Raw genomic sequence first — 26382 nt, forward strand, 5'->3', positions numbered from 1 at the left:
CCTATCCACTGCAGCCATCGGCCAACCTATTACCAGACGAACTCCTTATCCAAACGCCGGTAATCCCCTTCTCTCAGAGGCGCCTCTTCGTAAACCTGCCGCCCGCTATATAGCGGCTTATTCTTGCCTTTCGGCGTGATGCCTACGACATCGTCTCCGCGCCATTCCGCCTCGAAGGTTTGCCCGACCGCATTCTCCAATGTTTTGCGGAAGCTCAGCGGGAACGTCACGGTAATTCGCTCTCCGGCGCTTGCCGCCCCCAGCATGAGGAAGTGCTTGTTCACCCAACGGCTGGCTTCGTTCCCTCTGCCTTCGATGACCTCTCCGTCCCGCTCGCGGACGAACTTGATTTTGGTAAAGCCCGCCCATTCCGGAATCCGAATCTGCAGACGGGAAATATCGGTATGAATATCGAGGACAACCTTGCCTTCGTGCGGCAAATAGGAGCTGACATCAAGCCACTTGGATCCGCGATTCAAGAGGAAATTGACGCTGACCGTCCCGTTTTTCTCCGTAACGGTATTGCTCCAGCCCATGAAGAGGCCGCGCGTCCCCGAACCGAGACAGCATAGCTGCAAATCGTTCGTATGGCCGCGTCCTTCATTCACATCGCAGACGAAATCGTTCGGCGCCGAATAGCCGGCGAATGAACCGCGCGTGCGCTCTGCGACTTTATAGAAGCTTTTGTTCGCCAGGATGTCATTCGACTTGTCATGAGCCTGCTCCACCCAGTCCAGGTCAAGCAGCTGAGACTCGGCCAAATGGTTGCGCAGGAAGCGCTCCACGGTCCCCCAATATTCCACATAGCCGCTTCTCGCCAGAGTAATGCCGGTTGCGATCAAGTCGACCAGCGAGCACGTCTCATGCTCATACGCCTGCTCATGCAGGTCGCCCGGCGTCCAGCCGAAGGCCGTACATTTGGTCAGCGCCCAATCGTAGCACTTCTTCACCCAGGCGATCATCGCCGCATCGCCCGTGAAGACGCCGAACCTTGCGATGGCGTCCAGCGTGCCGATTCGCGTGTGGAAGTGCCCGCTGCGGTAAGCGAGCGAATCGTTGAAGCTGCCGTCGCTATTGAACACGCCGCTGCGCTCCATAATTAACGCGGTGAAGAATTGGCACAGCTCGAAGGCGTCCTCGTTGCCCGTCAGCTCGTGATACTTCAGGAGCGGCATCACCAGCCGGCCGCAGAACGCTGCCGGATCCGGCGCAAGGCGCAGCTGCACCGCATTGGCGGATGGCCAGCCCGTTTCCTTATACTCGGAAGCCGGATAGTACCAGACATCACGCTCTTTGATCGCGATTCGCTTCAGCGCCGCCACATGGCGGTCCGCCGCTTCTTTGACCTTCTCGTCACGCGATTCCATATACCAAGAAGTCAGCGATAGAATGACAGCCCGCTGATCAATCAGATTCGCATTCGGCTCCCAATCGCGGGTCGGGTTTTTCTGCCGGTAGCTCATCCCGTCTTCTTTGAAGAAGGACAAGAGGTTCTCCCGGTAGCGCGCCTCCACCTCTTGGCCGTAAGTTTCCCCGGACATATGCCGGGCAAGAATGAGTCCGTCGATCATACGCCCGTGAGAGGAGCCGTAATCCCAGTCTCCGTGCGTCACGAAAGCAGGCTTATGCATTAAGTTAGCGGCAAAAAAGGGAATATAGTTATGATCATGGTCCGCCATGCCGATCATCGCATTAATGGCATGTGCAGCGCGTTCCTCCAGCATCAGCGTATCGGGAATAAGTCGTTTCGTCATGCGTGCTTCTCTCCTTATTGGTCCGCCTGGCCGATTGCTTTGCGGTATTCACCGATCGTCATGCCGACTTTCCGTTTGAAAATCTGGCTGAAGTACCGGTAATCCTCATAGCCGACCTTTTGCGCGACTTCATAATTTTTGTATGTGGATACGTTCATAAGCTCTTTGGCTTTATGCATGCGAATATCGGTTAAATAATCGACGAAGTTTTTCCCCGTCATCTTCTTGAACACCCGGCTCAAATAGTCCGGATTCAAATAATAGCTGCTGGCGATTTGATGAAGCGAGACGGATTGGTCGTAATTGTTCTCCATCCACTTCTTCAGCTCGCCGACGACTTTCTCTCCCTGCTTCTCCCCGGATTGCCGGTAGAACGCCAGCACGGCGGGGATCAGCTCCTCTGCGAAAATCTTCTTCACCGCGCTGACATCGCCGCGCCCATAGATCATTTCCGAATAAGCGAGCGTATTCTTGCCGCTGATATCCTCCAGTCTCGCTTCCTTCGCCTGAAGCTGCTTCTCTACGGCATGCAGGAGCAGATCGGCTCGCCATTGCAGTTGTCCGACCGTCGCGGAACCGCCGGCGAACGCGTCGAACAAGCGGTCCAGCTCTTGATTCGCAGCCTCGCCGTTGCCGGTTTGAAGACTCCATAAGAACGTCTTCTCCTTATCCTGCGGATAGCTTCCTGACAGGTGGACGCCGCTGCTCTTCTCGGCGAAGAGCAGTGCGCTCACAGCCGTCAGCTCTTTGCCCGCCAGCGCCTTCCTCGCTTCGCCAAGCGCTTCTCCCAGCTTGGAGGCGCCCTCCTTCCGGATGACCGCGCCGAAGCTGATGCTCGCGCTCCCCGCCTGCTTCAGCGCTGTCTGCACGCTTGTATGCAGCCTGCCGATATCCTTGGCATCCAGGCAAGGTCCGCACAGCGCGATAACCATGTCCCTGGAGCCGTCCTGCAGCGCCGTCACTTCATACGTCCAGCGCCCTCCGAACAGGAAAGGCTGCATCCGGTCCAGCTGCTCCTGCACGGCAGGCAGCAACCGGGCCTGATCGCACGGGGGCTCGAAGGCGTCCGGATGCCCTACCAGCAGCGCAATCTCGCCGGACTGCCAAGCGGACGGCACGAAGCTCGCGCCTGCAGGCGCATGCTCGCCCTCCGCCGCATGCAGCAGCTGCCGCAGCCAATCCTCCCCGTGACCGCCGGATGCTTTGCGCTTCTCGTCTTCGCGCCGGTCCAGCTCCAGCAGCGCCTTCTCCACTACGGCGGCAAGCTCTTCCTTCTTGACCGGCTTGAGCAAATAATCGAAAGCTTTATGGCGAATCGCTTCTTTCGTATATTCGAAATCCGAGTATCCGCTGATCACGATCGTCAGCAGGTCCGGCAGCTCCCGGCTCAGCAGCCCCAGCAGCTGCTTGCCGTCGAAGCCCGGCATGCGCATATCGAGGAAGAGCAGATCCGGCTTTTTCTCCAATGCCATCTCATAGCCGATGCCGCCGTCGCCGGCTTCCCCTGCGAGCTCCAAGCCCCATTCGTTCCAGGAAATGGACTGAATCAATCCTCTGCGTATCCACTTCTCATCGTCCACAATGATGACTCTTCGCATTTCCTTTTCCTCCTTCGGCTCTCGATTCCTATCATTATCCTTTCAACGATCCTGCCGTCAGCCCGTCAATGATATAGCGCTGCAGCAGCAGATACACGATGAGAATCGGTGATACGACCAGCACCATGAAGGCGAACACGACGCCCCAATTCGTGCTGTACATCGTCACAAAGTTGAAAATTTGCAATACAATCGTCCATTTCGTACTGTCCGTCATGAGGTAGAACGGCCCGAAGAAATCGTTCCAGACCGATACCATTACGACAATGGATACGGTCACGAGCACCGTCATCAGCAGCGGCAAGATGATCTGCCCGTATAACCGGAAATAGCCGCAGCCCTCCAGCAAGGCCGCCTCATCGAGCTCCCTCGGAATCGACTTCATGAAGCCGACCAGCAGGAACACCGCAAATGGCAGCAGCACCGCCGTATAATACATGATCAGACTGAAATACGTGCCTTTAATATGCAGGTCGCCCAACAGCTTAATCGTCGGCACGATAGACACCGGAACGATCAGCCCCATAATGAAGGTGTAGTAAGCTCCCCGCAGGAAGCGGTCGTCTCTTCGCTGGATAATGAAGGCCGCCATAGACGCGAACAAGTTTACGCATACCACGACCAGGCCGGAAATCAGAATGCTATTTTTGAACCCCCGCAAAATGTTCGCCTGCTGAAATACTTCCTTATAGTTCGTGAACTGCCATTCAGAAGGCAGCGATAGTCCGAATAAAGCGGATTCCCGAATGCCTTTGAACGAATTGACCAAGATCATCAGGAAAGGGATCAAGATCAGGCATGCCAGGATGACAGCGACAATTTCGAGCATCCATAATCTCCATTTTGGCGCCATCACATCTCGACCTCCCTCTTCTTCATGGCCATGAGCACGGGAACGCCGACGATCGTAACGAGTACGAACAGCACCACATTCACAGCAGTCGCATAACCGAATAAACCCGTACTAAACATGCTTCGAATATAGGTATAGAACACTTCCGTCGTATAGCCGGGGCCGCCTTCCGTCAGCACCATGACCATTTCGAACACTTTCATCGAACCGATCATGGATAGGAGCACATTAACGGTCAGAGCAGGAGCCAGAAGCGGGAACACCACCGAGCGGAAACGCTGCCAGTACCGGGCTCCGTCCATCGACGAGCTTTCGATCAGATCCTTCGGAATGAACTGCAAACCGGCTAAGTAAACGACCATCGAGAACCCGGCCACACGCCATAGATCCGTCACAATAATGGAAAACAAGGCGTACTTGGGATCGTTGAGCCAATCATGCACAAGCGATTGAAGCCCTATCCCGCTTAGCAGCGTGTTCACAATGCCGTGTTCCGGATGATAAATAGCCCGGAAAATATACCCGATGACAATCGGCGCAATCACATACGGCAGAAAGAAAATCGTTCGCAGCAGGTTGCGCAGCTTCAGCGCCTCGTTCAAGATGAGGGCTAGGCCTAAGCCGAGAAAATTTTGCATCAAGGTGACGACAATGGCAAAGATGAGCGTATTGATCAAAGCCGTTTTCAATCTCGGTTCCTGAAACAGCTCGATATAATTCGCGAGCCCCGTGAACTGGATGCTCTCGGCGTTAATATTCCAATCGGTGAAGCTATAGTAGAACCCAATCAATGTCGGCGTAATAAAAAATAAGAGAAAAACGGCGAGAGCCGGGAATGAAAAATATAGCGGGTACGTATGCTTCCCCATCTCGTCCCCCCTCCTTCAGCTTCATGTAATGTTCCGGCCGGAAGCATGGAGTTTCCGGCCGGGTAAAGGCACAGCTTACTTGAAGCCTTCAAGCAGCTTGGACTTGCCGTCTTTCTCATAGTTCGCTGAGAATTCCTTCAACGCTTTGTCGACATCGCCGTCGATGAAGAACGTTTGCAGCGTTTTCTGGAAATCGGCGAATGTCGGTGTCAGGCGGTTCTGCACGTTGATTTTCGCTTTATTCGCGTCGATCAAGTCTTTCACCGTTTGCTGTACGGGATATAAGGAGCTCTTCGCGCCTTGGAAGATCGGAATGCCCGGGCTTGTTTGGTAGTACAGATCGACCATTTCCGGCGTAATCATGAACTTCACCAAATCTGCCGCCACGTCGGCATGCTTCGCCTTCGTCGGAATCATGAGCTGATTCGGCGGGGTGATCATGGCCGTACCCGCATCGGTTGCCGACGGGAACGGGAAGAAGCCGATTTTATTCGTGACGAAATCTTTCCCGAATTTCTTCTCCAGCTGCGGAATAATGCCGTCCAGCATGAACGCCATGCCCACCTTGCCTTCGCCCATCAAGTTTTGCAGCTCGTCGAAGGTGCCCGCCAGCGGGTTGGACTGGATGAGTCCCAGATCTTTCAATTCCTTCTGCTTGGCGAACAGATCCTTCAGTGCCGGAATGTCAGCCAGCTTGAGCGCGTTTTTCTCGAGGTTTTGCACGCCTGCATCGCCGATGGCCGGATCGACGTTCGATACCCAACCTGTGAAGTAGAACACCTGAGGCGGCCAGCCGTCCTTCACTCCCTCGTAGAAAGGGGTGACGCCTGCGGCTTTCATTTTCTTCGCGCCTTCGATCATGTCGGCATAATTTTTGGGCGGCTGAATGCCTGCTTTGGCGAATACATCCTTGTTATAGTAAATTCCCATCATGCCGGTAGCGCCGAAAGGAACACCGTAGATTTTCTTGCCCGCATCCATTTGGAAATCTTTCATCGTCGGAATAATGCGGTCCCATACCGCTTGATCCCCTGACCATTCGCGGAGCGTCTCCGAAGCTCTCAGCTTCACGTACTGCTTAGGGCCAGGCTGCATCAGGAATAGATCCGGGAAGTCGCCGGTGGAGAAGCGCGTCTTCATCATGTTATCGAAGTCGCCGCCTGGCAGCGCCTGCAGCTCGACTTTATTGCCCGTCTTCGCTTCGAACTCCTTGAATATTTTATTGAAAGGCGTGGCGTCAACCGTGTTGGCGATGGCGAATGTGAGCGTGACCGGATCTTTCTTCGCCGGCGCAGGCGTCGATGCGTTCGCCGGTGCCTGGGAGGCTGCCGGTGTAGAGCTGCCCGTGCCTGAGTCCGTGCCGCCGCTTCCGCAAGCCGTTAATGCCATAACTGCCGCAAGGGATGCGGACAGTGTTACCGTTTTCATTTTCCTCATTTTCTGTACCCCTCCTTCAATATTCCTTACATATCTGATTATATTGCAAGCGCTTACCCGTCCCCCATGCACGATAACGACTTTCTATGTTGAATAATCCTACATCTGCGATCCCGGTCAGGTCTGCGTTAATTTTAAGGTTACCTGCGTCCCTATTCCCTTCCTGCTGGCAATGCTGAATTGAAACTGCTCGCCATACCGAATCGTATACCTCGCATACACATTCTGGACGCCGATCCCGCCGCTTGAGGCGGAGAGCTTATACTCTTCCTGGTAGAGGGGCAGCCTTAAGGAAGTGAGAATTTGCTCCAGCCTTGTCTCCGATATGCCCACACCGTCATCATTCACCTGGATATAAACCGAGTCATTATCCTTCCAAGCTTTGAGATGGATCGTCCCTTTGCCGCGTTTGCGCTCAATTCCATGGAAAACGGCATTCTCCACGAGCGGCTGGAGCGTCATTTTCAACATCGGGAATGGGTACAGCTCGTCTTCAATCTCTACGCGATAATCGATTTTCCCTTCGAACCGGATGCTCTGGATATTAATATACGCTTCGATCTGCACGAGCTCATCCTGAAGCGTCACGATTTCATCCGAATTCTTCGTATTGTAACGGAACATATCGGCCAAAGATTGCGCCATTTGTCCGATCTCCTCCACATCATAATAGTCCGCCATCGCCTTGATGCTGTCGAGCGTATTATAGAGGAAGTGCGGGTTAATCTGAGAGTAGAGCATGGCCAGCTCCATCTGCTGCAGCTTGATTTGATACACGTATTTCGTCTCGATCTGCTTCTGCAGCTCGTCCTGCATCGCATTGAAGTTCATCGCGATCCGGCCGATTTCATCCTTCCGTTTAATATCCACTCGGACGGAGAAGTCACCGCGTTTAATGTGGTTAACGGTTTTATACAGATGCAGAATAGGATTCGTGATGCTGCGTCCGAACAAGAGCGAGACGACCGCACTGACCAGGAAAGCGGCGATCGCCGTCCAAATGGCTGCCGTTTTGATAGGGTCCAGCGAGGAAAAAATTTCTTCCTTCGGCATGATCAGCACCGTTTTCCAGTTGGAATACTGGGAGCGTGTGTAGGACACGAGCATGGTGGCGTCTCCGGTCCCTGTCCAAAACTTGCCGTTGTCTCCTTTTATTTGGGCTAGCGTTGGCGCGTCCAAGTCGGGAGCGTGTCCCTCCGCTGAGTCGAAGATGGCATTGTTAATGTCGTTAAGAATGAGAAAACGGCTGTTGGTCGTCAGATCCGCACGCTGCCCGATCCCCGTGAATAGCCCGTAGTTATAGTCGGCGCGAACAACAATGAACCCGATCGGATTGGAGAAATCGCGAATGAGCATCGATGTGGAGTAAGCCGTCGGACTCTCCTGCTGGCCTTCTGCCGGCGGTGAGCTGAAGAAGTTCACCAGCCCGTCCTTGGCCACGGTTTGCTGGAACCATTCGGCATTCAGCACTTGGCTGGGGCTGCCATAGGTTGTATTGTCTGAGGAATTCAACAATTCTCCGTTGCTGTAATAAATTTGGAACCGAACGAAATCCGGGATAGGGGTAATATTGAAACTCTTGAGAAATAAATCGCCCAGCTTCTGGCGGAACAGAAATTTATTTTGGCTGTCCATGGCCGGATAGGCATTAATGTTATCGATATATTCCTGGTTGTAGTAAGGCGCGAGGAGCAGATTTCTTTTGTTATGGAATTCGTTATCCATGTTAAATTCAATCTGTCTGACGATCTGCGCGCTAGCGGTTTCCACGCGGTCCGCCATAGAGTTATAGGAGATATAGAACGAAGCGGTGCCGATCAACGTAATGCAGAAGAGGATGATGATGAAGTAACTCAATAACAGCACGGTACGAATTCTGGGAAATAAAGTGACTAGCTGCTTTCTTATGCTTTCCATCCGGCGCATCCTGATGACCTGCCTCTCTTCTATGCAACAACAGCCGGAGCCGGATTAACGATGGAGCGCCTGCCCCTCCGCCTTCCGGTCCCGGACTGTATCCTGGAATATGCCCTTAGTTTAGCATAGAAACGTTTTCGAACACATAGCTTCCTGCATCAATATGAATCGGAGCGCCTGAAGCATCCGGCAGATGAACGGTTGCCGACGTGTTGGCCGGTACCGTCACTTCGAGCCGGAACGCGCCTTCCCCGGAGCGGCTCCACGCCACTGTGATCGTGCCGTACAACGATTCGTAGCTGGCCTTCACATAGCTCAGATTGCCGCCAGGCTTCGGCTTGATGATCACATGCTTAAAGCCGGGCGCCTCCGGATCCGCTTCGATGCCGGCCATATATCTGAACATCCACTCGCCGACAGACCCCAGGGAATAGTGATTGAACGAATTCATCGACGGCGTCTGGAAGCCCTTCTCTTCCGTCCAACCGTCCCATCGTTCCCAAATCGTCGTAGCCCCGTGCTTGATGGAATACATCCAGGATGGGAAAGCTTCTTGCGTGAGCAGTTGGTAGGCCGTATCCGAACGCCCGTTGTCCGTCAGCGCCGGCAGCAGGTAGCCCACGCCGAGGAAGCCCGTTGACAAGCGGTCGCCCCGCGCCTTGATGTCCGCCACAAGGCGGTCAAGCGCTTGCTTGCGCTGCTCCTCCGTCAGCAAGCCGAACTGCAGAGCCAGCACATAGACCGTCTGCGTATCGCCGTGAATACGGCCGTCTTCACCGACGAAAGCGGTGCAGAAGGCGGCGGCGATGTCGTGGAACAACGCGCTGTACCGGCTTTCGTCGTCGCTTCGGCCCAGCACGCCCGCGATTTGCGCCAGCAGCTTCGTGCTGTAGGCGAAATATGCCGTCGCCAGCACCTCATTGGGCGTATCCGCCCCAATGGACAGCCAGTCGGCGTAATTGGCATAGCCCGGCCTTACCAGGCCGTCGGTCGTGTTCTGCAAGTACTGCACCCATTTCACCATCGCCTCGTAATGGGTTTCCAGCACGCGGGCATCGCCGTACATCAGATAGATCGTCCACGGAATGATGACCCCGGCGTCTCCCCAGCCGGAGTTGTCCGGAGCGAACCAGTTCAGCCGCGTGTTCCAGTTTTTGTGCCGAATCCAACCCGCATCAGGAGCAACGTCCGTGAAAGCGCCCGATGGCTGCTGGCAATCGACCATATCCCACACGTATTTGCTGAAGAAGCGGGAGACATCCATGTTATAGGCGGCAGTACGGGCGAAGATTTGCGCATCCCCCGTCCAGCCCAGCCGCTCGTCCCGCTGCGGGCAGTCTGTCGGCACGGACAGGAAGTTGCCTCGCTGCCCCCACGTGATGTTGGCGTAGAGCCGGTTCACCATAGGGTCCGATGTCTCCAGCGTGCCCGTCACGGGGGTATCCGAATGGACGACTTTCCCCGTGATCGTGTCCAGATCCGGCTCACCCGGGTAGCCGATCAGCTCGACATATCGGAATCCGTGGAACGTGAAGTGAGGCTCATAGCTTTCCAGCCCCTCCCCTTTCAGGATGTAATGATCCTGCTGGCGGGCTTCGCGCAAATTATCCAGGTACAGCGTACCGTCCGGATTCAGCATCTCCGCATGGCTGAGTGTGACCTTCGTCCCGCGTTCGCCCTGGACGCGGACTTCCGTCCAACCGACCATATTTTGACCCATATCATAAATGTAGGTCCCGGCCTCCGTCCGCTGGATGGAGATCGGCCTCATGGTCTGCGTAATGCGGATAGGAGGCTCGATCGCCGCGACCAGCAGGCCATTGTACCCGGCGCGCACATCCGGCGTCTCCCAAGACGAATCCTCATAATCCGGCTCGGTCCACCCGGTTAGTTCTTCCCTTGCGTCATACGTTTCCCCTTTGATCATATCGGAATATTGAATGGGTCCCCGGCTTGTTCGCCAGCTCGAATCCGTTAGGATTCGCTCTCTCGTTCCATCCGCGTAATGAATGCTGACCTGCATGAGGAAAAAGGGCCTTTCGCCATACACTTTACTGCCCAGAAATCCTACCGTCCCCGCATACCAGCCATCGCCTAGAATAACGCCGAACGCATGGTTGCCCTCCGTTAACTTCTCTGTAATATCCATGGCCTGAACCTGTACACGAATGTTATAATCCGTCCAACCCGGGGCTAAATAGTCGCCGAGCCGCTCGCCGTTCAGATGCAGATCATATACGCCTAGTGCCGTTGCATAGACGGTGGCCCGGCGCACTTTTTTGTGAACCGCGAACGTTTTGCGCAAGTAAGGAGAAGGCTGCATCGGCAAGTCCGTCTCAGGCTTCCGGCCGATCCACTTCGCTTTCCAATCGCCCCGCGACAAAATCCCCATCGTCCAGCTGGCCGTATCGCTCCACGCCGACGCTTCGTTCCCGCCGTCCCAGACCCGGACTCTCCAATAATAGTCCTCATCGGCTTGCAGCGGATTGCCCGCATACGGAATGTGCGTCGACTGGCTGGAGCTGACCTTGCCCGTGTCCCACATATCCGCTTCGCCGCGCTCCAGCGCCTCCCGGGAAGAGGCGACCTGGATGTGATAGGCGGTTTGCTTCGCCCCTTGCCGGTCATCCTGCACTTGCCAGAAAAGACGCGGCACCAGAACGTCAAGACCGACAGGATCATGTCTGTATTCGGTTTTACAAGCAGCAACTCGTAATGTCATAAGGAACCCTCCGTTGATGGTGTTATCGAGAGCACGACCGGTTTCAGACGAATCGTAAAGCTCATCGTTTGCGCTTGAATCAGATAAGTCTCCAGCGTAGGCGCATAGCCGCAGCTGTGATTGCCAAGCCCGCTCTGGCGGGCGTCCAGCTTCACAATCGTTGAATCAACCTTCGTCAGACGGTGGACATGCTTGGTCTGTGTCATATCCGCCGTCGTGTAGTGATGAACACTGGTATCGAATAGCGGCTGTCCCGTGAACTGCAGCCCGATCCCCTGCGAATCGGTCAGCGTCGACCAGCGCACATCCGTCTTATTGCCGTTCTCCTGCGGCTTCAAATACGGCACGAACTGCTCCTCCACGGAGCCGCTGTAGATGCCGAGCTTCCCGCTCTCTTTGCGGTCCGCATAGCATTCGTGCGGACCGCGTCCGAACCATCCGAACCGCTCGAAGCTTCCCGGCATGACCAGCTCGACCCCGAACCTGGGCAGCGGCGGCAGCTCTTCCAGCGGGTCAAGCTGCACCGTGAGCGCAATCGCTCCGTCCGGGTCGACGGTATAGACGGCGTTTGCGCGGAAGGCAAGCTTGCCGCCGCGCGGGCCAAGCAAGGACTCGGCGGTTATGCGCCAGCCTCCATCCGCCAGAGAGTCTACCTTCACCTCGCGCACATCGGTAACGAGCCGGTCGTACCCGGCTTTCACCCATTCTTTGGCGAGATGCACATCGTTGTCGACCGGAGCCCGCCACAGATTGATCTTGGGTCCTTCTTCCAGCAAGGCAGCGCCTCGGTACGTCCAGCCCGTCATCGTGCCGCGGGCTAGACTGAACTGCACCTCGAAATCTTCGCCTGCGATCGTGATCTCGTCACCCGCTTGCCGGAGCGTTAGCGGCCTTCCGCCGGTGGCGGAAAGAGCCGCGTCCGCTTCCTCCGCAACGACCGTAAGCGGGATGTCCGCCCACGCGATCTCGTGCCCATCCTGCGCCCACACCTCCGCCTCCCGCAGCGTGAATCGGACGCGCAGCCAGTATTCGCCCTTATGGTTGAAGAGCATCCTCAGCGGGACGACGATGTCCTCCGACTGCCCGGCCGGCGTGTGCAGCTGCGGAAGCTCCCCTTCGTCGATGACGATCCCGTCACGCAGCAAGCTCCACGTGCCGTGCAGATGGGACAGAGCCGCGAAGTCATACCTGTTCCGCACCTTCAACCGGCCCCGCAGCACATCGACGGCTTCGATCTTCACAGGCTCGATGGCTTTCTTGTACTCCAAGATGGAAGCCTTGAGCGACCGGTCCGGGAACAGCAGCCCATCCAGACAAAAGTGGCCGCTGTGCGGCTCTTCGCCGAAATCGCCCCCGTAGGCGTACCAGGTTTCGCCTGTCTCTGTGCGCTGCCGTATGCCTTGATCGGCCCATTCCCAGATCAAGCCTCCGAGCAGCCGGGGATACGTATACACCGCATCCCAATATTCCTGCAGATTGCCGACGGCGTTGCCCATGGCGTGCCCGAACTCGCACATCAAATACGGACGCGGATCGTCCTTGCGTCCCTCCTCGATGATCGTCTCCACCGCAGGATACATCGAGCTGACAATATCAACGACCGGGGCATCGTAGGCCCGTTCATAATGAATGGGCCGCGTAGGGTCGGCTTCCCGCACCCATGCCGCCATAGCATCGTGATTGGGGCCATAGCCGGACTCGTTGCCCAGCGACCAAATAATGACGGAGGGGTGATTCTTGTCTCTCTCCACCATCTTCCTCGCGCGCTGCACGAAGGCTTCTCGCCACTCAGGCTGCTGGGCAAGATAACCTTCATTCCCGTAGAAATGAAACCCGTGCGTCTCGAGATCCGTCTCATCAATCACATACAAACCGTATCGATCGCATAAATCCAACCACCGCGTATCGTTCGGATAGTGAGACAAACGAACGGCATTGATGTTATGCTGCTTCATGAGCGTAATATCCTGCACCATTGACGCCATCGTCGTCACGTAGCCGAGCTCCGAGTCGAACTCGTTGCGATTGACGCCTTTCACAATAATCGGGCTGCCGTTCACGAGCAGGCGCCCTTCCTCGATCCTGACCTCTCGGAAGCCGACGTTGACGCTTGTGACTTCTACGATTTGCTGCTCGTTATCATATAACGTGATTAGCAGCGTGTATAAATAAGGGGTTTCCGCCGTCCAAAGACGGGGCTCCGCCACCTGTTCATCCAGCTCCACGACGCGGTCATCCGGCTGCAGAGTGTGGTAATGATCCCAGCGAATCCGGCGCTCCGCATCCAGCAGCGATATTCGCATCACCGTGGAGTCGGCGGCTTCCGTGCGTGCCGCCCCTTCGCTTAATTGAACGAGCACCTGAAGATTCGCCGCTTTATGCCCGTCATGCAGCTGCGTCCTTACGCGGGCGTCGCGAACTGACACGTGCGGCAAGCTGAGCAAATACACATCGCGAAAAATCCCGCTCATCCGCCATTTATCCTGACTTTCCAGATAGCTGCCGTCACACCACTGATACACCTGAACGGCCATCCAATTCGTCCCCTCACGCAAGTAAGGGCTTACATGAAACTCCGAATGAAAATGGCTCCCTTGGCTGTAGCCGACGAATTGTCCGTTCACCCACAGGTGAAAGGCAGCATCCACCCCCTCGAAAGTCAGATGGACTTTCCGATGCTCCCAGCCTTTGCGGAGCTCAAACTGTGTCCGGTAGCAGCCCACAGCATTCTGATTCGGCACGAGCGGCGGGTTGATCGGAAATGGATACGGACAACTGCTGTAATGCGGTCGTCCATAGCCGTGCAGCTGCCAGTTGGAAGGAACCGGGAGCTTGGCCCAATCTGCCGCTATAAAGCTTGTTGCATGAAAAGCCTGCGGCACCTCAGCAGGAGATGCGTAATAGGAGAAATCCCATTCTCCGTTCAATACATGCACATAGTCCGAGCCTTCCCGCTCGTTTGCCAACGCGCTCTCCCAATCCGCGAACGGGAGCAAATCTGCATGCGGCGGCTCCGTATTTCTTTCCAGCACGTTGAGATCTTGCCAATCCGGAACATGTTCTCTCGGCTTCATCATCTTTCGCCTCCATCGTGATCCCGATGCTACTAAGCATAGCCCACAGTCCATGGCGCGAATAGGGAGAAAACCGACCCGTTATGTTATGAAAACCGTGCTCAAACGCGAAAAACCCTGACTCCGCTTCAAGAGTCAGGGTTATCTGTTGGCCGCTGCAGCCGTTACAGCGCACTGAACGTTTGCTCAACCTGCGCAAGCATCCCTTTGCGGTCCTCATCCGTCGCGACCGAAGTGACGCCGCCGAACAGCAGATGCTCCACAACCTCAATGCCGCAGAATTCGAAAATGCCTGCGCTTGAAGTTTGCTTCAAAGAAGCATTCATGCCAATCGCTTCATAAATCTCGCCGGGAGTGCCGTACGTGTTGATCATGATCCCTTTTTTGCCCGTCAACAGCTTGTCGATTCCGCCTTCGCTATTGTACTGATAGGCAAAGCCATACGAAAATGTACGGTCTACATAGCCTTTCAGAATAGCCGGCAGCCCCGTCCACCAGATCGGATAGATGAACGTGATGACATCGGCCTTAGCCAGATACTCTTGTTCCGTTCGAATGTCGGTTGGGGCATTCCCTTCTCTAAGCGCAGCCGTATCTGCGGGCGAGAGAACAGGATTGAAACCTAATTTGTTCAAATCACGCACCGTAACCTCATGACCTTTGGCTTTCAATGCTCCTGCAGCCGTTTCCAGAATTGCGCTGTTGAAGCTCCCTTCATGCGGATGTGCGTATACGATTAAATGATTCATCGGTAATTCCTCCTAAAAAAATGATTTATGATAAAGCTTACCCCTCTTGGAGCAAGTCACACCACCAACTCGAAGTATCTGTAGCTGCATGTTAAAGTATACCCTGTAAATGTAATGTAACTACTAACATTACATTTAAGTTCAAAAAAAATTAGCTCCGACTCCTGATATCCTGCACGATCTGCTCGACCGTTGTGCCTGCGAGCACACGTTCCATTTGGCTTTGAGCCTCGCGAAGCGGCTTTTCCAGCGCCGACTGTATATTTCTCCCTACTTCACACTGGAGATTCGTGTCTTGGTGCAGGGCGAACAGCTCGTGCTCTTCCGGAAGGTCCACTGCCCGATATACGTCCAAAAAAGTAATTTCCTTAATAGGCTTAATCAGCTTAATGCCGACAACACCTGGACGGGAAGCAATCAGATTGGCTCTGCTTAACATCCCCATAATGCGGCGAATGACAGCGGCATTCGTATTTACACTGCCTGCTATATACTCGGAGGTGATCTTCCCATCATTCATATCGATTAAAGCCAGAATATGAATGGCTACGGAAAAGCGGCTGCTTATCATGGGATACCTCCTTGGCAATGATGTTAATGTAACTATATCAGTTACATTAAAGTTCGTCAAGCTGTGCCTGGAACAGCCAGTTAGCTGCGCCCGGGCGGATGGCTAACGGACACAGCGGCACACAGCGGCTCCTATTCTGGGGAATGTAGCTGTTATGAATGGCTAACGGACACCGGCGCCGTTATTCGCTCTTTTTAGGCATGATTTTGCGCCGTACCGGGCAAATAAGGTCTCTCGTGTCCGTTAACTTTGTAACGGGGCCATAAGTTCGGCATTAACGGCTGTGGTGACCGTTAGCTGGTCCTTACCTTGGCCGCCCGCTTCCCATGCCGCCACTTCGGCCCGCACGCGCGGCGCGACTTCCGTACCGAGCAAGCGGATCGCCTCCATCACATCCTCATGCGGCATCGAGCCCACAGGCACGTGCATCATGAACCGTGTGATGCCTACGTTTTTGCGCAGGTGGATGATCTTCTGCGCAACCGTGTCCGGATCGCCGACGTACAACGCGCCCTCGAAGCTGCGCGCCGCATCGAAACTGGAGCGGTCATAACGTCCCCAGCCGCGTTCACGCGCCAGCACGTTCATAACCTGCTGCGTCGGCGGGAAGAACTTATCCGCGGCGACTTGCGTATCCGCGGCAACAAAGCCATGCGAATGCGAAGCAACCGGCAGCTTGGAGGCATCGTGGCCTGCGCGTTCCGCCGCTTGCCTATACAGTTTCACGAGCGGAGCGAACTGAACCGGACTTCCGCCGATAATAGCCAGAACGAGCGGCAGTCCCAGCAAGCCTGCGCGAATGACCGATTGCGTATTGCCGCCGCTGCCAATCCACACCGGCAATGGATGCTGAACCGGGCGGGGATAAATGCCCAAATTGTTGATGGAAGGACGGTGCTTGCCTTGCCAGGTCACCTTCTCGGACTTCTGCAATTCCAGCAGCAGCTCCAGCTTCTCATCGAATAACTCGTCATAATCGTTCAAATCATAACCGAATAGCGGGAACGATTCGATGAAGGAGCCCCGCCCCGCCATAATTTCCGCACGGCCGTTCGAGAGCCCGTCCAGCGTTGCAAAATCCTGAAAGACACGCACCGGATCATCGGAAGACAGTACCGTTACTGCGCTTGTCAGCCTAATTTTACGCGTCTGGGTCGCTGCGGCCGCCAGCAGCACGGCAGGCGATGACGCCGCAAAATCTTGGCGATGGTGCTCGCCCACCCCGAAGACGTCCAATCCTACTTGGTCTGCTGCAATAATCTCCTCAACCACTTCGCGCAATCGCTGCGCATGACTTATCACTTCGCCTGTTCGAGGGTCCGGCGTTGTCTCTACGAAAGTCGTTATCCCTATTTCCACTCGCAATTCCTCCTAGTGCTTAAGCTCTTGACATTTCTATCTTTTAGCTTTGCTAATTAAGTATATTTTGTACTTTTCCCTCGCCGATTACAAGCTGTTCAGCTGCAGGTCAATAGATGCGCCTCCAAATCCGCGCATTAGGCTCTTTAGCCATCCCCGTAAGGTCCGTAAAAATAACAAAAAACCCTTACCGAAGTAAGAGTTTTCTTGGGATGCGGTCGGAGGGATTTGAACCCTCACGCCTTGTGAGCGCCACCCCCTCAAGATGGTGTGTCTGCCGTTCCACCACGACCGCATAAGAGGATATAAAAGTGACCCGTAGGGGACTCGAACCCCTGTTACCTCCGTGAAAGGGAGGTGTCTTAACCACTTGACCAACGGGCCGCAAATGTCAGTAGCTTGTGCAGCCCTTTTGACGACAATTGTTATTATAAAGGATACTCTTACAATTGACAAGCACAAAATATGGAACGCAATCGGTGTTATATGATATGCTGAAACCAACTTACCCTAACTCGAGGTGTTCGGTTTGTCATCCATGCTTATCTATGATTCCGCCAGCGAAACACTCCGTGAGGATGCTGTACGCCCGCCCGGATCAAACGAAGTCGTCTGGGTCCGGTTGGAACATGCTTCGCCCCATGAAGTGAAACACATTCTAGGCGATATGTTCCACTGCCACCCGCTCCTTGTTGAAGATGCCATCAAATTAAATCAACGGCCCAAGATGGATACTTACAAGGACCATGCTTTCCTGACTTTCTTCGCCGTATCCGAGCGGCTGGAACCGCAGGAGATTGCCATTGTCATCGGTCCGAACTTCGTCATCACGGTCTACCAAGAAAAACTTCCCTTCCTGGACCAGCTCTATCTGACTTGCCAGGAGATCCCTGAGCGGCTGAGCCATCCCGGCACTATTTTGCATGCTATCCTGGATCAATGCGTCGACGATTATACCATCATCGTGGAGCATCTGGACGACCGCCTGGACAGCATGGAGCAGTCCGTCTATATGAATCCGGCGATTCGGATCGCGCAGGACGTGTTCCAGCTGAAACGGACGATGCATCAGCTTCGCCGGGTCATTATGGAGGAACGCGTCACACTCACTGCGATCGCTCATCACTCTTTCCCTTACACCCGGGAGGAAGACGATGTGTATTTTCTGGACATTATCGACCATATTACGCGCATCGTCGATTCGTTGGACATTTTCCGGGAATCGCTAACAGGACTGCTGGAGCTGCAGATGAGCATGAAGTCCGATCGGATGAACGAAATTATGAAGACACTGACCATCTTCAGCACCATTTTCCTGCCGCTAACCTTCATCGTCGGGCTATATGGCATGAACTTCAAAAACATCCCTGAGCTTGGTTGGGAGCACGGCTACCTGTACGTGTGGATCCTGATGATCGGCATGGGGGGCGCGATGTGGTATTTTTTCAAGCGCAAGCATTGGTTCTAAAAAACGAAAAGGCATCCACTGCATCGTGTATCGCAGGGGGTGCCTTTGTATGTTAAATACCTAAACAATTTTGAAGAAAGCTACGGATTCATTCAGCGTATTAACGACCGAGCGCAGCTGCTCGGAAGCGGCAGCGATGTTCTGCATCATCGCCAGCTGCTCCTCCGTTGCCGCGGCAACGGTCTGGGATTTCACCAGCATCTGCGCCGAGCTGGCAGCCGAATGATCCATCGTCGCGGAAATTTGCTGCGAACTTGCCGACATTTGCTCGGTAATCGCCGATGTCTCATGAATTTGCGTAACAATATGAGTGACCGACGCCAGGATCGTTTGGAAGCTTTGATTCACTTCCTGCATCATCGCCGAGCCTGTACCGGCTTCTTGCTTCGTCGTAAGCATGGACTGGGATACGCTGGCGATCTCCGTCCGTGTCTCATGAATCAGCTGGTTGATACCATCGGCGGATGCGATGGACTGCGCAGCCAGCTTGCGGATTTCATTCGCTACCACGTTGAAGCCCTTGCCGTGTTCTCCCGCTCTAGCTGCCTCGATGGAAGCGTTCAGCGACAGCAGGTTCGTCTGATTGGCGAACGTTGTGATGCTGGAAGCGATAAGTCCAATCTCGTCCGATTTTCGCGTCAATGAATGCACCGTCTCTGCAAGCTGGTCTACCGATTTCAAAATACTTACAATTTGCTGCTGAAGCTTGCCAAGCAGATCGTTGCCCAGTGCCGCATGCTCGGAGGTGTGCGAAGAATGATCAGCCATTACGCTGGCATTCTCGGCTACCCGCTGGATGCCGATTGCCATTTCTTCAATGGCTCGGCTCGTTTCTTCACTCCCTCTGACTTGCACCTCGACGTCATGGGACATTTCTTGAATATTGCCGGCCACATGCTCGGCAGCCGTAGCTGATTCCTTCGAGCTATCCGAAAGCTCGACCGATGCGTCCTGAACAAATTGCGCATTAGCGGCAATCGTACCGATCAATCCTTTGATGTTCAGCACCATCGAATCGACGGATTCCGTTATTTTGCCCAGTTCATCCTTGGCATATTTCTTAGCGGGTTCATGGCGGAGATCTCCTGCCGCAACTCGAGAGGTTACCGTCTGAATCGTTGTGACCGTCTTCATAATTTTACTGATTACAAGCCAACCGGACGCTGCAAGCAAAGCAATAATCATTACAACGGAGATGTAAACACCTCGTTCGGTCTGTTTATTCCCAGCCTCGATGTCCTGAATGCTCGATTGGGCGTACGCATCCAAAATTTCTCCGATCTGATTCATGCCTTCCCGGCCTTTTTCGAACTCAGCCATCAATTTCAGATCATTGCCGGCGGCAGCCCCTCTGCCCTGCGTTTGTACCGCTGCATCCGCTTCCTTCGCCCACTGATCAAATGATGCGTGAAAACCGGCAATATTTTGCTCAATTGTCAGCTTCGTTGCCAGATGAACCATTTGGTGCAGACCTTTCGCTTTCATAATATCAGCGGCCTGCTCCACTCTCATATTCGCTTGCTCGATATTCTCCTTCATCACTTTGAGCTGCTCCGTCTTCTCCTCAGCGCCGAGCTTCCCGGAAACGAGCATCTGATAAGCCGTTAACGCCTGGTACATGTCTCTATCGGCATTCAAAATCAATGATGTGCTTTTATCCGTTGTCTCGTAAAGTGACGATGCCAATACTTCAGTATTGGATTTATTTTGTCCCATTAAATAAATGCTTGTGGCTAAATACAACATGGAAGGCACAAGAAGCAGCAAAATCAATCGTACTCGGATGGATAAAAGATGTGCCATACGTTCAACCCCTGTCACTCTATATGTAGTTTTACTCACTATATCTCATAATCGTTTATTAAATATTAGGCAATTGTTAGATAATTCCCGCAAAAAAAATAAGCCCGGACGGCAAAAATGCCATCAGAGCTTATTCTTTAAGCTTCGTACGGAGAGAGAGGGATTCGAACCCTCGCACCGCTTACGCAGTCTAACCCCTTAGCAGAGGGTCCCCTTATAGCCACTTGGGTATCTCTCCAAATATGGCTCCCCGAACAGGACTCGAACCTGTGACAACTCGATTAACAGTCGAGTGCTCTACCAACTGAGCTATCAGGGAATGAAGTATTTTTATTTTATTATGAAGGCGATGGTAAGTCAAGTGTATACGATTTCAATTTTCCCTTACATTTTCCACAGGCATATTTGCGGATGTCCACTTTGCGCTTGCGGTAATACTCCGTGCGGCAATTGACACATTCCAGACGGTACTTATAGGCTGTCTTAGGATGCATCTGCGGCAGCGATTGGCAATACCGGGATCCGCCCACTTGGGCCAGCAGCGTTTTGAAGTCGTTATCGCGGTGCTTATAGCCGCGCTTAAGTATATGCAGATGATAATGGCACAGCTCGTGCTTGATGATTTTCTCAATCTCTTCCCGACCGAACGTTTCCCACTGCGCCCAGGAGATTTCAATATCATGCGATTTGGTAAAATAGCGCCCGCCCGTCGACCTTAATCTCCGGTTAAACCGCGCCTGATGGACAAACGGCCTGCCGAATGAGGCCAAAGAAATTTGTTCGATCCATTCCTGAAGCTCCCGGTCCTCCATCTTCTACGCTCCCTCAATGTGCTCTAGGGAAAACTTGCAACAATTAGCTTGGTTTAGACAAGTTCTCACTTGAATTTGTACCGTATGTACAGCTATACTGTCAAGTATGTATATTAAGAACGTAGGCTTCCCGTAGAAAGGATTGAAACAATTTTATGCCGCAAATGCGCTATGCCATCCTTCAGCTCGACCAGCAACTGGAATTCGTTGCCATGCCATCTTCCTATTCCTATCAATTAACCGCCTTGAACCAGCGCTTGCACAAAGAACTGGATAAACTGACGGCTGACGACGTACCTCAGCTTCCGCGCGTTATTGCCGAGTGTGATGACCTCGAGCTCATCGGAACGTCGCATACCCTTATTCAAGGACTGGACTATTTGAACCGGTTGGAGCAAACTTTTGCCGGCATTCAGGAGAAATCTTATCCTCTGATCTCGCTCTTGACCGAAATCCGCGCTCTGCAAGCGCAGCTGGAACAGTGGTACGAAGAGGAATTTGAAGGTTAAATCCCTTAAGGACCTGCACCCATCTCCCCTCATCTTCATATGATATAAGTACATGGCGAAGAAGGGGATGGGCATATGCCGCAATGGCTCTGTAATCAATTAATGCGGGCCTTCCAGAACAAAAACCGCAGACAAATCCGATTACTGAATGATAGCTGGTACTTTTACCGCACCCGCCGCTCACAAGAGGAGTGGCCTGACACCCAATCGACGGACGGACCGGGCAAACGTAAATTCTAATCAAAGAGCTAGTACTTGTGTAAGACAGGTGCTGGCTTTTTTGCCTTGGTGGTTACATACGAGTAAACATTTTTTCAAAAAATGATTGCATATTTGAAATGAGCCCTCTATACTGTAAATAAATGTCATACTCGTTTGAGTGAAGCACACTCGATCAGCAGAATGTTCTGCGGTCGGTGTGCTTTTTTCTTTTATAACCATGTGAAGGAGGTTTCAGATTTGCGCCGTCGCAAAAGGAGAAATGGGTTGTTGAAAGCGAGGAAATGGGATTGGATGAGTCGGCTGATGAACCGGAAAGATAACGCGGGGGCTTCCGGAACGGTCATCGAGTTATTTCCGCTCATCAGGGACAATGTTCAGCGGAATGTGTATTGGCTTCAGGAAAGGAGAGCTGCTTATCATGCTGCCTCGTCTGCTCCCGGCGGCCACATCTGGGATATGCGCCGGCAAGCTATTCTGCATATCGCCAAGCGCCATAACGGTGTCATTCGCGTTAGCCAGGTGGCATCCGAATGCAATGTCAACATTGGTACCGCCGCCCTGTGGCTGCATCGCATGTTATTGGAGGGGCTTATTACCATTATTGCTTGGCAGCACAACAGAGCCATATACGCTGTGAAGGAGGTGGGGCTTGAGCAGTAGTCTGCCGCTTCCTCGCTGGCCAAGTGCGGTATGCTGCAGCAGATTATACGACGTTGTGGGGATAGGGTTGGCGATAACACTGGGAGAGAATGATGTGGATCTGGGATGGCAAGAACTCGTGGAGAGGATGATGTGGATCTGGGATGACGAGTACATGTGGAGAGGATGATGTGGATCTGGGATGACGAGAACTCGTGGAGAGGATGATGTGGACCTGGGTTGACGAGAACTCGTGGAGAGGATGATGTGGACAAGGGATGGCTAGAACTCGTGGAGAGGATGATGTGGACCTGGGATGGCGAGAACTCGTGGAGAGGATGATGTGGACCTGGGATGACGAGAGCACGAGGAGAGGATGATGTGGACCTGGGATGGCGATAACACAGGGAGAGGATGATGTGGACTAGGGTTGGCGATAACACGAGGAGAGGATGATGTGGATCTGGGATGGCGAGAACACAGGGAGAGGATGATGTGTAGATAGGGATGGCGAGAACTCGTGGAGAGGATGATGTGTAGATAGGGATGGCGAGAACTCGTGGAGAGGATGATGTGGATCAGGGATGGCTAGAACTCGTGGAGAGGATGATGTGGAGATATTGATGACGAGAACACGAGAGACAATAACCTGCTCACTACACGCGCACTCGCCTCTAACCGGGCTATGGCCTCGACATCCTTGCCCCTCAACAGTCTAAGGGAAATCCATTCCGCTATTATACTCAAAAAGTACGAATTCCCTGCCTTAGCGGAACTACACGACCTTATTAGGCCTATTTCACTTTATTTATTAACGAAATTTCGTAAATAGAGCATCCTATTTCCCACTCCTAAGCGAAATAGGCATGATTGGCAGAAATAGCGGTCTGTATTTCCGCATAAGCTGCATACCAACCAAAAAAAACAGCCGGCAGACGAATCTGCCAACTGTTGATTCCAAACCTATTGCTGCGGCTTCTTCATAGTCAAGCCTACACGGCCCTTTTTCTGGTCCACGTTCAGCACCCACACTTGAACGATGTCCCCAACAGACACGACGTCCATTGGGTGCTTGACGAAGCCGTTCTTGAGCTGGGAGATGTGCACCAAGCCGTCGTTCTTGATCCCGATATCGACGAACGCGCCGAAGTCGATTACATTGCGCACTGTGCCGGTGAGTTCCATACCCGGCACCAGATCCTCCAGCTGCAGCACGTCCGTGCGGAAGATCGGCGCAGGGACTTCGTCCCGCGGATCCCGCCCAGGGCGCTGCAGGCTCTCCAGGATGTCCCTCAGCGTCGGGACACCAACGCCCAGCTTCGGAGCCAGCTGCTCCGGCTCCAGCGTCTGCAGCAGCGAGAGCAGCTGCTGCGAGCCGAGCTGCGCCAGTTCCAGGCGCAGCTCCTTGAACAGCCGATCCACGACGTCGTAAGACTCCGGATGGATCGGGGTGTTATCGAGCGGGTTCCGTCCGCCCGGAATCCGCATGAACCCGACACACTGCTCGAAGGTTTTCGCGCCGAGGCGCGGAACCTTCGACAGCTCCTGTCGGGAGCTGAACTTGCCGTTCTCCTCGCGGTACTTGACGATGTTCTTCGCCAATGTCGCGTTCACGCCCGACACATACGAGAGCAAAGACGGGGACGCCGTGTTGAGGTCCACGCCGACATGGTTAACGGCCGATTCTACAACGGCCTTCAAATTCTCATCCAGACGTTTCTGCGAAACGTCATGCTGGTACTGCCCGACGCCGATCGCCTTCGGCTCGATCTTCACCAGCTCCGCGAGCGGGTCCTGCAGCCTCCGCGCGATCGAAATCGCGCTGCGCTCGGCCACGTCGAGATCCGGGAACTCCGTCTGCGCCAGCTTCGACGCGGAGTACACGCTCGCCCCCGCTTCGCTGACGATCAAGTACTTGAGCTTCCGCTCCTTGATCTCCCCGATCAGCTCCGCAACAAACTGCTCCGTTTCACGGGAAGCTGTCCCATTCCCGATGACGATCAGCTCTACGCCGTGCTTGCTGATCAGCTGCTTGAACTTCGCCTTGGCTTCCGCCACCTTATTATTCGGAGGTGTCGGATAAGTCACGGCGATTTCAAGCATTTTACCGGTGTCGTCGATGACGGCCAGCTTGCAGCCTGTCCGGTAAGCGGGATCGACACCGAGCACGACGTGCCCTTTGACGGGTGCCTGGAGCAGCAGATTGCGCAGATTTTCCGCGAAAATCTTAATCGCCTGCTCCTCGCCCATCTCGGTCATTTCTCCGCGCACTTCGCGTTCGATGGACGGGGCAATCAGCCGTTTGTATGCATCCTCTACAACCGCCCGCAAAACATCGCGAACGACAGAGTCGCCTCTCACAATTTGTCTCAGCATATACTCGTGTATTTTATCTGCATTCACGTCCATGCTGACCTTCAAAATCTCCTCCCGCTCCCCGCGGTTAATCGCGAGAATACGGTGAGGTGGCAGACGTTTGACCGGTTCCTGGTACGCGTAGTACATCTCATACACGGATTCTTGCTTCGCATCCTTCGCTTCCGTCCGGATGATGCCTTGATCCTGCGTATATCGGCGCACCCAAGCCCGGATCTTGGCATCGTCCGCGATATTTTCCGCCAGAATGTCCATCGCGCCCTGAATGGCGTCTGCGGCGGTTGCAACCTGCTTGTCCGCGTTCACATAGCGCTCCGCCTCTTGCTCGAGCGAGCCTTGGCGCGGCTGCTTCCAAATCCACTCCGCCAGCGGTTCCAAGCCACGCTCCTTAGCGACGCTTGCTCTCGTCTTCCGCTTCTGACGGTATGGGCGGTATAAGTCTTCGACCTCTTGCAGCTTCGAAGCGCCTTCGATCGATTTGCGCAGATCGTCTGTCAGCTTCCCTTGCTCGTCGATCAAACGAACAACCTCCAGCTTGCGATCCTCGAGGTTGCGCAAATACTGCAGCCGCTCCTCGATATCCCTGAGCTGGTTCTCATCCAGCTCGCCTGTCATTTCCTTCCGGTACCGGGCGATGAAAGGAATCGTGTTGCCCTCGTCGAGCAGCCCCATCGTCGTCTTCACTTTGCCTGCCGGCAGCTGCAGCTCGGCCGAGATTTGCTTGAGGATCCGCTCCTGAATTTCCGCTTTCTTCTCCTCGGAGAGAACGATTTTCACCTTCGGCTCATCGGTCTTTTCCACGGTTTGGCCCGAAGCCTCGCCGGCGGCATTGAACTGTTTGTTCATGATCATATCCAATAAGGTCACTGTCATTCCTCACTTCTATGTATGTATGCAAACCAAAAAACGAGGGAACCACTTACCCTCGTCCGTTCCAGATCTTATTCAAAATTCTATCAGTCCCACACTAATTTGCAAAGCGTCGTCAACCTTCCGCATCGTCTCTTCGTCCAAATGCGTAATTTTGTCCGTAAGCCGTTGCTTATCGATCGTTCTGATTTGTTCAAGCAGAATCACCGAATCACGATCGAAACCGTGCGTTTCCGCATCGATTTCCACATGCGTGGGAAGCTTCGCCTTCTGGATTTGAGCTGTAATCGCTGCTACAATCACGGTTGGGCTAAAGCGGTTGCCGATATCATTTTGGATCACTAGAACAGGACGAACTCCTCCCTGCTCCGACCCTACTACCGGCGAAAGATCTGCGAAAAAAACATCGCCACGTTTCACAATCACTACCCTACACCCCGCTTACTAAGCGATCAAGCGTACCGTCCGCTTCTTCCTCCGCTTGAAAAGCTTCAGATGCCATGCTGAGATTGATTTTCGCCATCTCCATATACCCACGCTGCATGGATTCGCGTAGACTGCGCTTTTTGCGTTCAATTAAATACAGCTTCATTGCCTGGCGAATGAACTCGCTGCGATTGGAGTTCTCCTTCTCGACAATGCCGTCGACTTCCTGCAACAGATTGTCAGGCAAGCTAATCATGATCCTTTTCGTATTATGCGCATTGCTCACACTCTCGCACCCCCAGAAACGATACAAAGACAATATTACCAGTATGTCATTATGAAAACCAAATTATA

At 53.8% G+C, this 26382-nt stretch carries 21 protein-coding genes, 4 tRNA genes and 1 pseudogene; 5 read left to right on the plus strand and 21 right to left on the minus strand.

From position 1 onward, the window contains the following. Window positions 1-29 precede the first annotated feature (29 nt). From J2X61_RS02190 to J2X61_RS02250, 13 genes are all read right to left on the minus strand, one after another. On the minus strand, window positions 30-1754 hold the full coding sequence (locus J2X61_RS02190; protein ID WP_310185485.1) for a hypothetical protein: 1725 nt from the start codon (window positions 1752-1754) through the stop codon (window positions 30-32). 14 nt (window positions 1755-1768) lie between these two features. After that, entirely contained in the window at window positions 1769-3352 is a 1584-nt protein-coding gene (locus J2X61_RS02195) for a response regulator (protein WP_310185488.1), read from the minus strand. A gap of 34 nt (window positions 3353-3386) precedes the next feature. Further along, window positions 3387-4205 carry a carbohydrate ABC transporter permease gene (locus J2X61_RS02200; RefSeq protein WP_274466904.1) on the minus strand — a complete coding sequence of 273 codons (819 nt, stop codon included), beginning with the start codon at window positions 4203-4205 and terminating at the stop codon, window positions 3387-3389. Further along, window positions 4205-5074, minus strand: coding sequence for a carbohydrate ABC transporter permease (locus tag J2X61_RS02205; protein ID WP_274466905.1), 870 nt, complete (start codon window positions 5072-5074; stop codon window positions 4205-4207). Before J2X61_RS02205 ends, J2X61_RS02200 begins: the two co-directional genes overlap by 1 nt. 75 nt (window positions 5075-5149) lie before the next feature. Next, the gene (locus J2X61_RS02210; RefSeq protein WP_310185491.1) at window positions 5150-6511 is read right to left on the minus strand and encodes an ABC transporter substrate-binding protein; all 1362 of its coding nucleotides are present in this window, start codon (window positions 6509-6511) and stop codon (window positions 5150-5152) included. A gap of 117 nt (window positions 6512-6628) precedes the next feature. Continuing rightward, window positions 6629-8428 (minus strand): sensor histidine kinase, encoded by a 1800-nt coding sequence (locus tag J2X61_RS02215; RefSeq protein WP_310185494.1) that lies wholly within the window; start codon window positions 8426-8428, stop codon window positions 6629-6631. Between the two features lie 115 nt (window positions 8429-8543). After that, window positions 8544-11150 (minus strand): family 78 glycoside hydrolase catalytic domain, encoded by a 2607-nt coding sequence (locus J2X61_RS02220; RefSeq protein WP_310185496.1) that lies wholly within the window; start codon window positions 11148-11150, stop codon window positions 8544-8546. After that, complete coding sequence (gene lacZ / locus J2X61_RS02225; RefSeq protein WP_310185499.1) at window positions 11147-14224, minus strand: beta-galactosidase, LacZ type; 3078 nt, start codon at window positions 14222-14224, stop codon at window positions 11147-11149. The genes J2X61_RS02220 and lacZ overlap by 4 nt, the downstream gene beginning before the upstream one ends. 164 nt (window positions 14225-14388) lie before the next feature. After that, window positions 14389-14973: an NAD(P)H-dependent oxidoreductase gene (locus J2X61_RS02230; RefSeq protein WP_310185501.1), complete on the minus strand. Its 585-nt coding sequence runs from the start codon at window positions 14971-14973 to the stop codon at window positions 14389-14391. A 151-nt stretch (window positions 14974-15124) separates the two neighbouring features. Further along, complete coding sequence (locus J2X61_RS02235; RefSeq protein WP_310185503.1) at window positions 15125-15544, minus strand: Rrf2 family transcriptional regulator; 420 nt, start codon at window positions 15542-15544, stop codon at window positions 15125-15127. Window positions 15545-15787: 243 nt separating this feature from the next. Continuing rightward, window positions 15788-16903, minus strand: coding sequence for an LLM class flavin-dependent oxidoreductase (locus J2X61_RS02240; protein ID WP_310185506.1), 1116 nt, complete (start codon window positions 16901-16903; stop codon window positions 15788-15790). Between the two features lie 213 nt (window positions 16904-17116). Further along, window positions 17117-17198: transfer RNA gene (locus tag J2X61_RS02245), tRNA-Leu, on the minus strand. Window positions 17199-17215: 17 nt separating this feature from the next. Continuing rightward, window positions 17216-17287 (minus strand) — tRNA-Glu (locus J2X61_RS02250). 154 nt (window positions 17288-17441) lie between these two features. Between J2X61_RS02250 and corA the strand changes: the two genes are divergently transcribed. Next, window positions 17442-18371, plus strand: coding sequence for a magnesium/cobalt transporter CorA (corA, locus tag J2X61_RS02255; RefSeq protein ID WP_274467481.1), 930 nt, complete (start codon window positions 17442-17444; stop codon window positions 18369-18371). Between the two features lie 60 nt (window positions 18372-18431). Here the strand turns inward: corA and J2X61_RS36275 are convergent, their stop codons facing one another. From J2X61_RS36275 to J2X61_RS02275, 5 genes and pseudogenes are all read right to left on the minus strand, one after another. Beyond that, entirely contained in the window at window positions 18432-19382 is a 951-nt protein-coding gene (locus J2X61_RS36275) for a methyl-accepting chemotaxis protein (RefSeq protein WP_396135393.1), read from the minus strand. Continuing rightward, window positions 19377-20174 (minus strand): annotated as a pseudogene (locus J2X61_RS36280) (HAMP domain-containing protein); the annotation flags it as partial. The gene J2X61_RS36275 and the pseudogene J2X61_RS36280, both read right to left, overlap by 6 nt. Before the next feature lie 149 nt (window positions 20175-20323). Further along, window positions 20324-20412 (minus strand) — tRNA-Ser (locus J2X61_RS02265). 5 nt (window positions 20413-20417) lie between these two features. Next, window positions 20418-20493: transfer RNA gene (locus J2X61_RS02270), tRNA-Asn, on the minus strand. 19 nt (window positions 20494-20512) lie between these two features. Further along, a complete protein-coding gene (locus J2X61_RS02275) occupies window positions 20513-20986 on the minus strand; it encodes a SprT family protein (RefSeq protein WP_310185512.1) in 474 nt (157 codons plus the stop codon). A gap of 155 nt (window positions 20987-21141) precedes the next feature. Between J2X61_RS02275 and J2X61_RS02280 the strand changes: the two genes are divergently transcribed. The 4 genes from J2X61_RS02280 to J2X61_RS02295 all read left to right on the plus strand — a co-directional run bounded on the left by J2X61_RS02280 (window position 21142) and on the right by J2X61_RS02295 (window position 22546). After that, entirely contained in the window at window positions 21142-21495 is a 354-nt protein-coding gene (locus J2X61_RS02280; protein WP_274466916.1) for a hydrolase/acyltransferase, read from the plus strand. A gap of 75 nt (window positions 21496-21570) precedes the next feature. After that, on the plus strand, window positions 21571-21735 hold the full coding sequence (cmpA, locus tag J2X61_RS02285; protein WP_090818813.1) for a cortex morphogenetic protein CmpA: 165 nt from the start codon (window positions 21571-21573) through the stop codon (window positions 21733-21735). Window positions 21736-21984: 249 nt separating this feature from the next. Next, complete coding sequence (locus J2X61_RS02290; protein ID WP_310185520.1) at window positions 21985-22377, plus strand: hypothetical protein; 393 nt, start codon at window positions 21985-21987, stop codon at window positions 22375-22377. Further along, window positions 22367-22546 (plus strand): hypothetical protein, encoded by a 180-nt coding sequence (locus tag J2X61_RS02295; protein WP_310185524.1) that lies wholly within the window; start codon window positions 22367-22369, stop codon window positions 22544-22546. Before J2X61_RS02290 ends, J2X61_RS02295 begins: the two co-directional genes overlap by 11 nt. Before the next feature lie 773 nt (window positions 22547-23319). Here J2X61_RS02295 and J2X61_RS02300 read toward each other — a convergent pair. The 3 genes from J2X61_RS02300 to J2X61_RS02310 form a co-directional block, all read right to left on the minus strand. After that, on the minus strand, window positions 23320-25578 hold the full coding sequence (locus tag J2X61_RS02300; RefSeq protein ID WP_310185526.1) for a Tex family protein: 2259 nt from the start codon (window positions 25576-25578) through the stop codon (window positions 23320-23322). A 99-nt stretch (window positions 25579-25677) separates the two neighbouring features. Next, entirely contained in the window at window positions 25678-26028 is a 351-nt protein-coding gene (locus J2X61_RS02305) for a type II toxin-antitoxin system PemK/MazF family toxin (protein WP_028553893.1), read from the minus strand. A 4-nt stretch (window positions 26029-26032) separates the two neighbouring features. Further along, a complete protein-coding gene (locus J2X61_RS02310) occupies window positions 26033-26314 on the minus strand; it encodes a CopG family ribbon-helix-helix protein (protein WP_028553892.1) in 282 nt (93 codons plus the stop codon). Window positions 26315-26382 lie beyond the last annotated feature (68 nt).

It is taken from the genome of Bacillus sp. 3255, from assembly GCF_031456485.1.
Lineage (GTDB): Bacteria > Bacillota > Bacilli > Paenibacillales > NBRC-103111 > Paenibacillus_E.

What these genes read in the sequence shown, in the direction of transcription:
- J2X61_RS02200 (WP_274466904.1), bottom strand. Translation starts at nt 4,205, where the DNA reads ATGGCGCCAAAATGGAGATTATGGATGCTCGAAATTGTCGCTGTCATC.
- J2X61_RS02190 (WP_310185485.1), bottom strand. Translation starts at nt 1,754, where the DNA reads ATGACGAAACGACTTATTCCCGATACGCTGATGCTGGAGGAACGCGCT.
- corA (WP_274467481.1), top strand. Translation starts at nt 17,442, where the DNA reads ATGCTTATCTATGATTCCGCCAGCGAAACACTCCGTGAGGATGCTGTA.
- J2X61_RS02205 (WP_274466905.1), bottom strand. Translation starts at nt 5,074, where the DNA reads ATGGGGAAGCATACGTACCCGCTATATTTTTCATTCCCGGCTCTCGCC.
- J2X61_RS02275 (WP_310185512.1), bottom strand. Translation starts at nt 20,986, where the DNA reads ATGGAGGACCGGGAGCTTCAGGAATGGATCGAACAAATTTCTTTGGCC.
- J2X61_RS02220 (WP_310185496.1), bottom strand. Translation starts at nt 11,150, where the DNA reads ATGACATTACGAGTTGCTGCTTGTAAAACCGAATACAGACATGATCCT.
- J2X61_RS36275 (WP_396135393.1), bottom strand. Translation starts at nt 19,382, where the DNA reads ATGGTGCTGAACATCAAAGGATTGATCGGTACGATTGCCGCTAATGCG.
- cmpA (WP_090818813.1), top strand. Translation starts at nt 21,571, where the DNA reads ATGCCGCAATGGCTCTGTAATCAATTAATGCGGGCCTTCCAGAACAAA.
- J2X61_RS02300 (WP_310185526.1), bottom strand. Translation starts at nt 25,578, where the DNA reads ATGAACAAACAGTTCAATGCCGCCGGCGAGGCTTCGGGCCAAACCGTG.
- lacZ (WP_310185499.1), bottom strand. Translation starts at nt 14,224, where the DNA reads ATGAAGCCGAGAGAACATGTTCCGGATTGGCAAGATCTCAACGTGCTG.
- J2X61_RS02280 (WP_274466916.1), top strand. Translation starts at nt 21,142, where the DNA reads ATGCCGCAAATGCGCTATGCCATCCTTCAGCTCGACCAGCAACTGGAA.
- J2X61_RS02210 (WP_310185491.1), bottom strand. Translation starts at nt 6,511, where the DNA reads ATGAGGAAAATGAAAACGGTAACACTGTCCGCATCCCTTGCGGCAGTT.
- J2X61_RS02195 (WP_310185488.1), bottom strand. Translation starts at nt 3,352, where the DNA reads ATGCGAAGAGTCATCATTGTGGACGATGAGAAGTGGATACGCAGAGGA.
- J2X61_RS02230 (WP_310185501.1), bottom strand. Translation starts at nt 14,973, where the DNA reads ATGAATCATTTAATCGTATACGCACATCCGCATGAAGGGAGCTTCAAC.
- J2X61_RS02215 (WP_310185494.1), bottom strand. Translation starts at nt 8,428, where the DNA reads ATGGAAAGCATAAGAAAGCAGCTAGTCACTTTATTTCCCAGAATTCGT.
- J2X61_RS02235 (WP_310185503.1), bottom strand. Translation starts at nt 15,544, where the DNA reads ATGATAAGCAGCCGCTTTTCCGTAGCCATTCATATTCTGGCTTTAATC.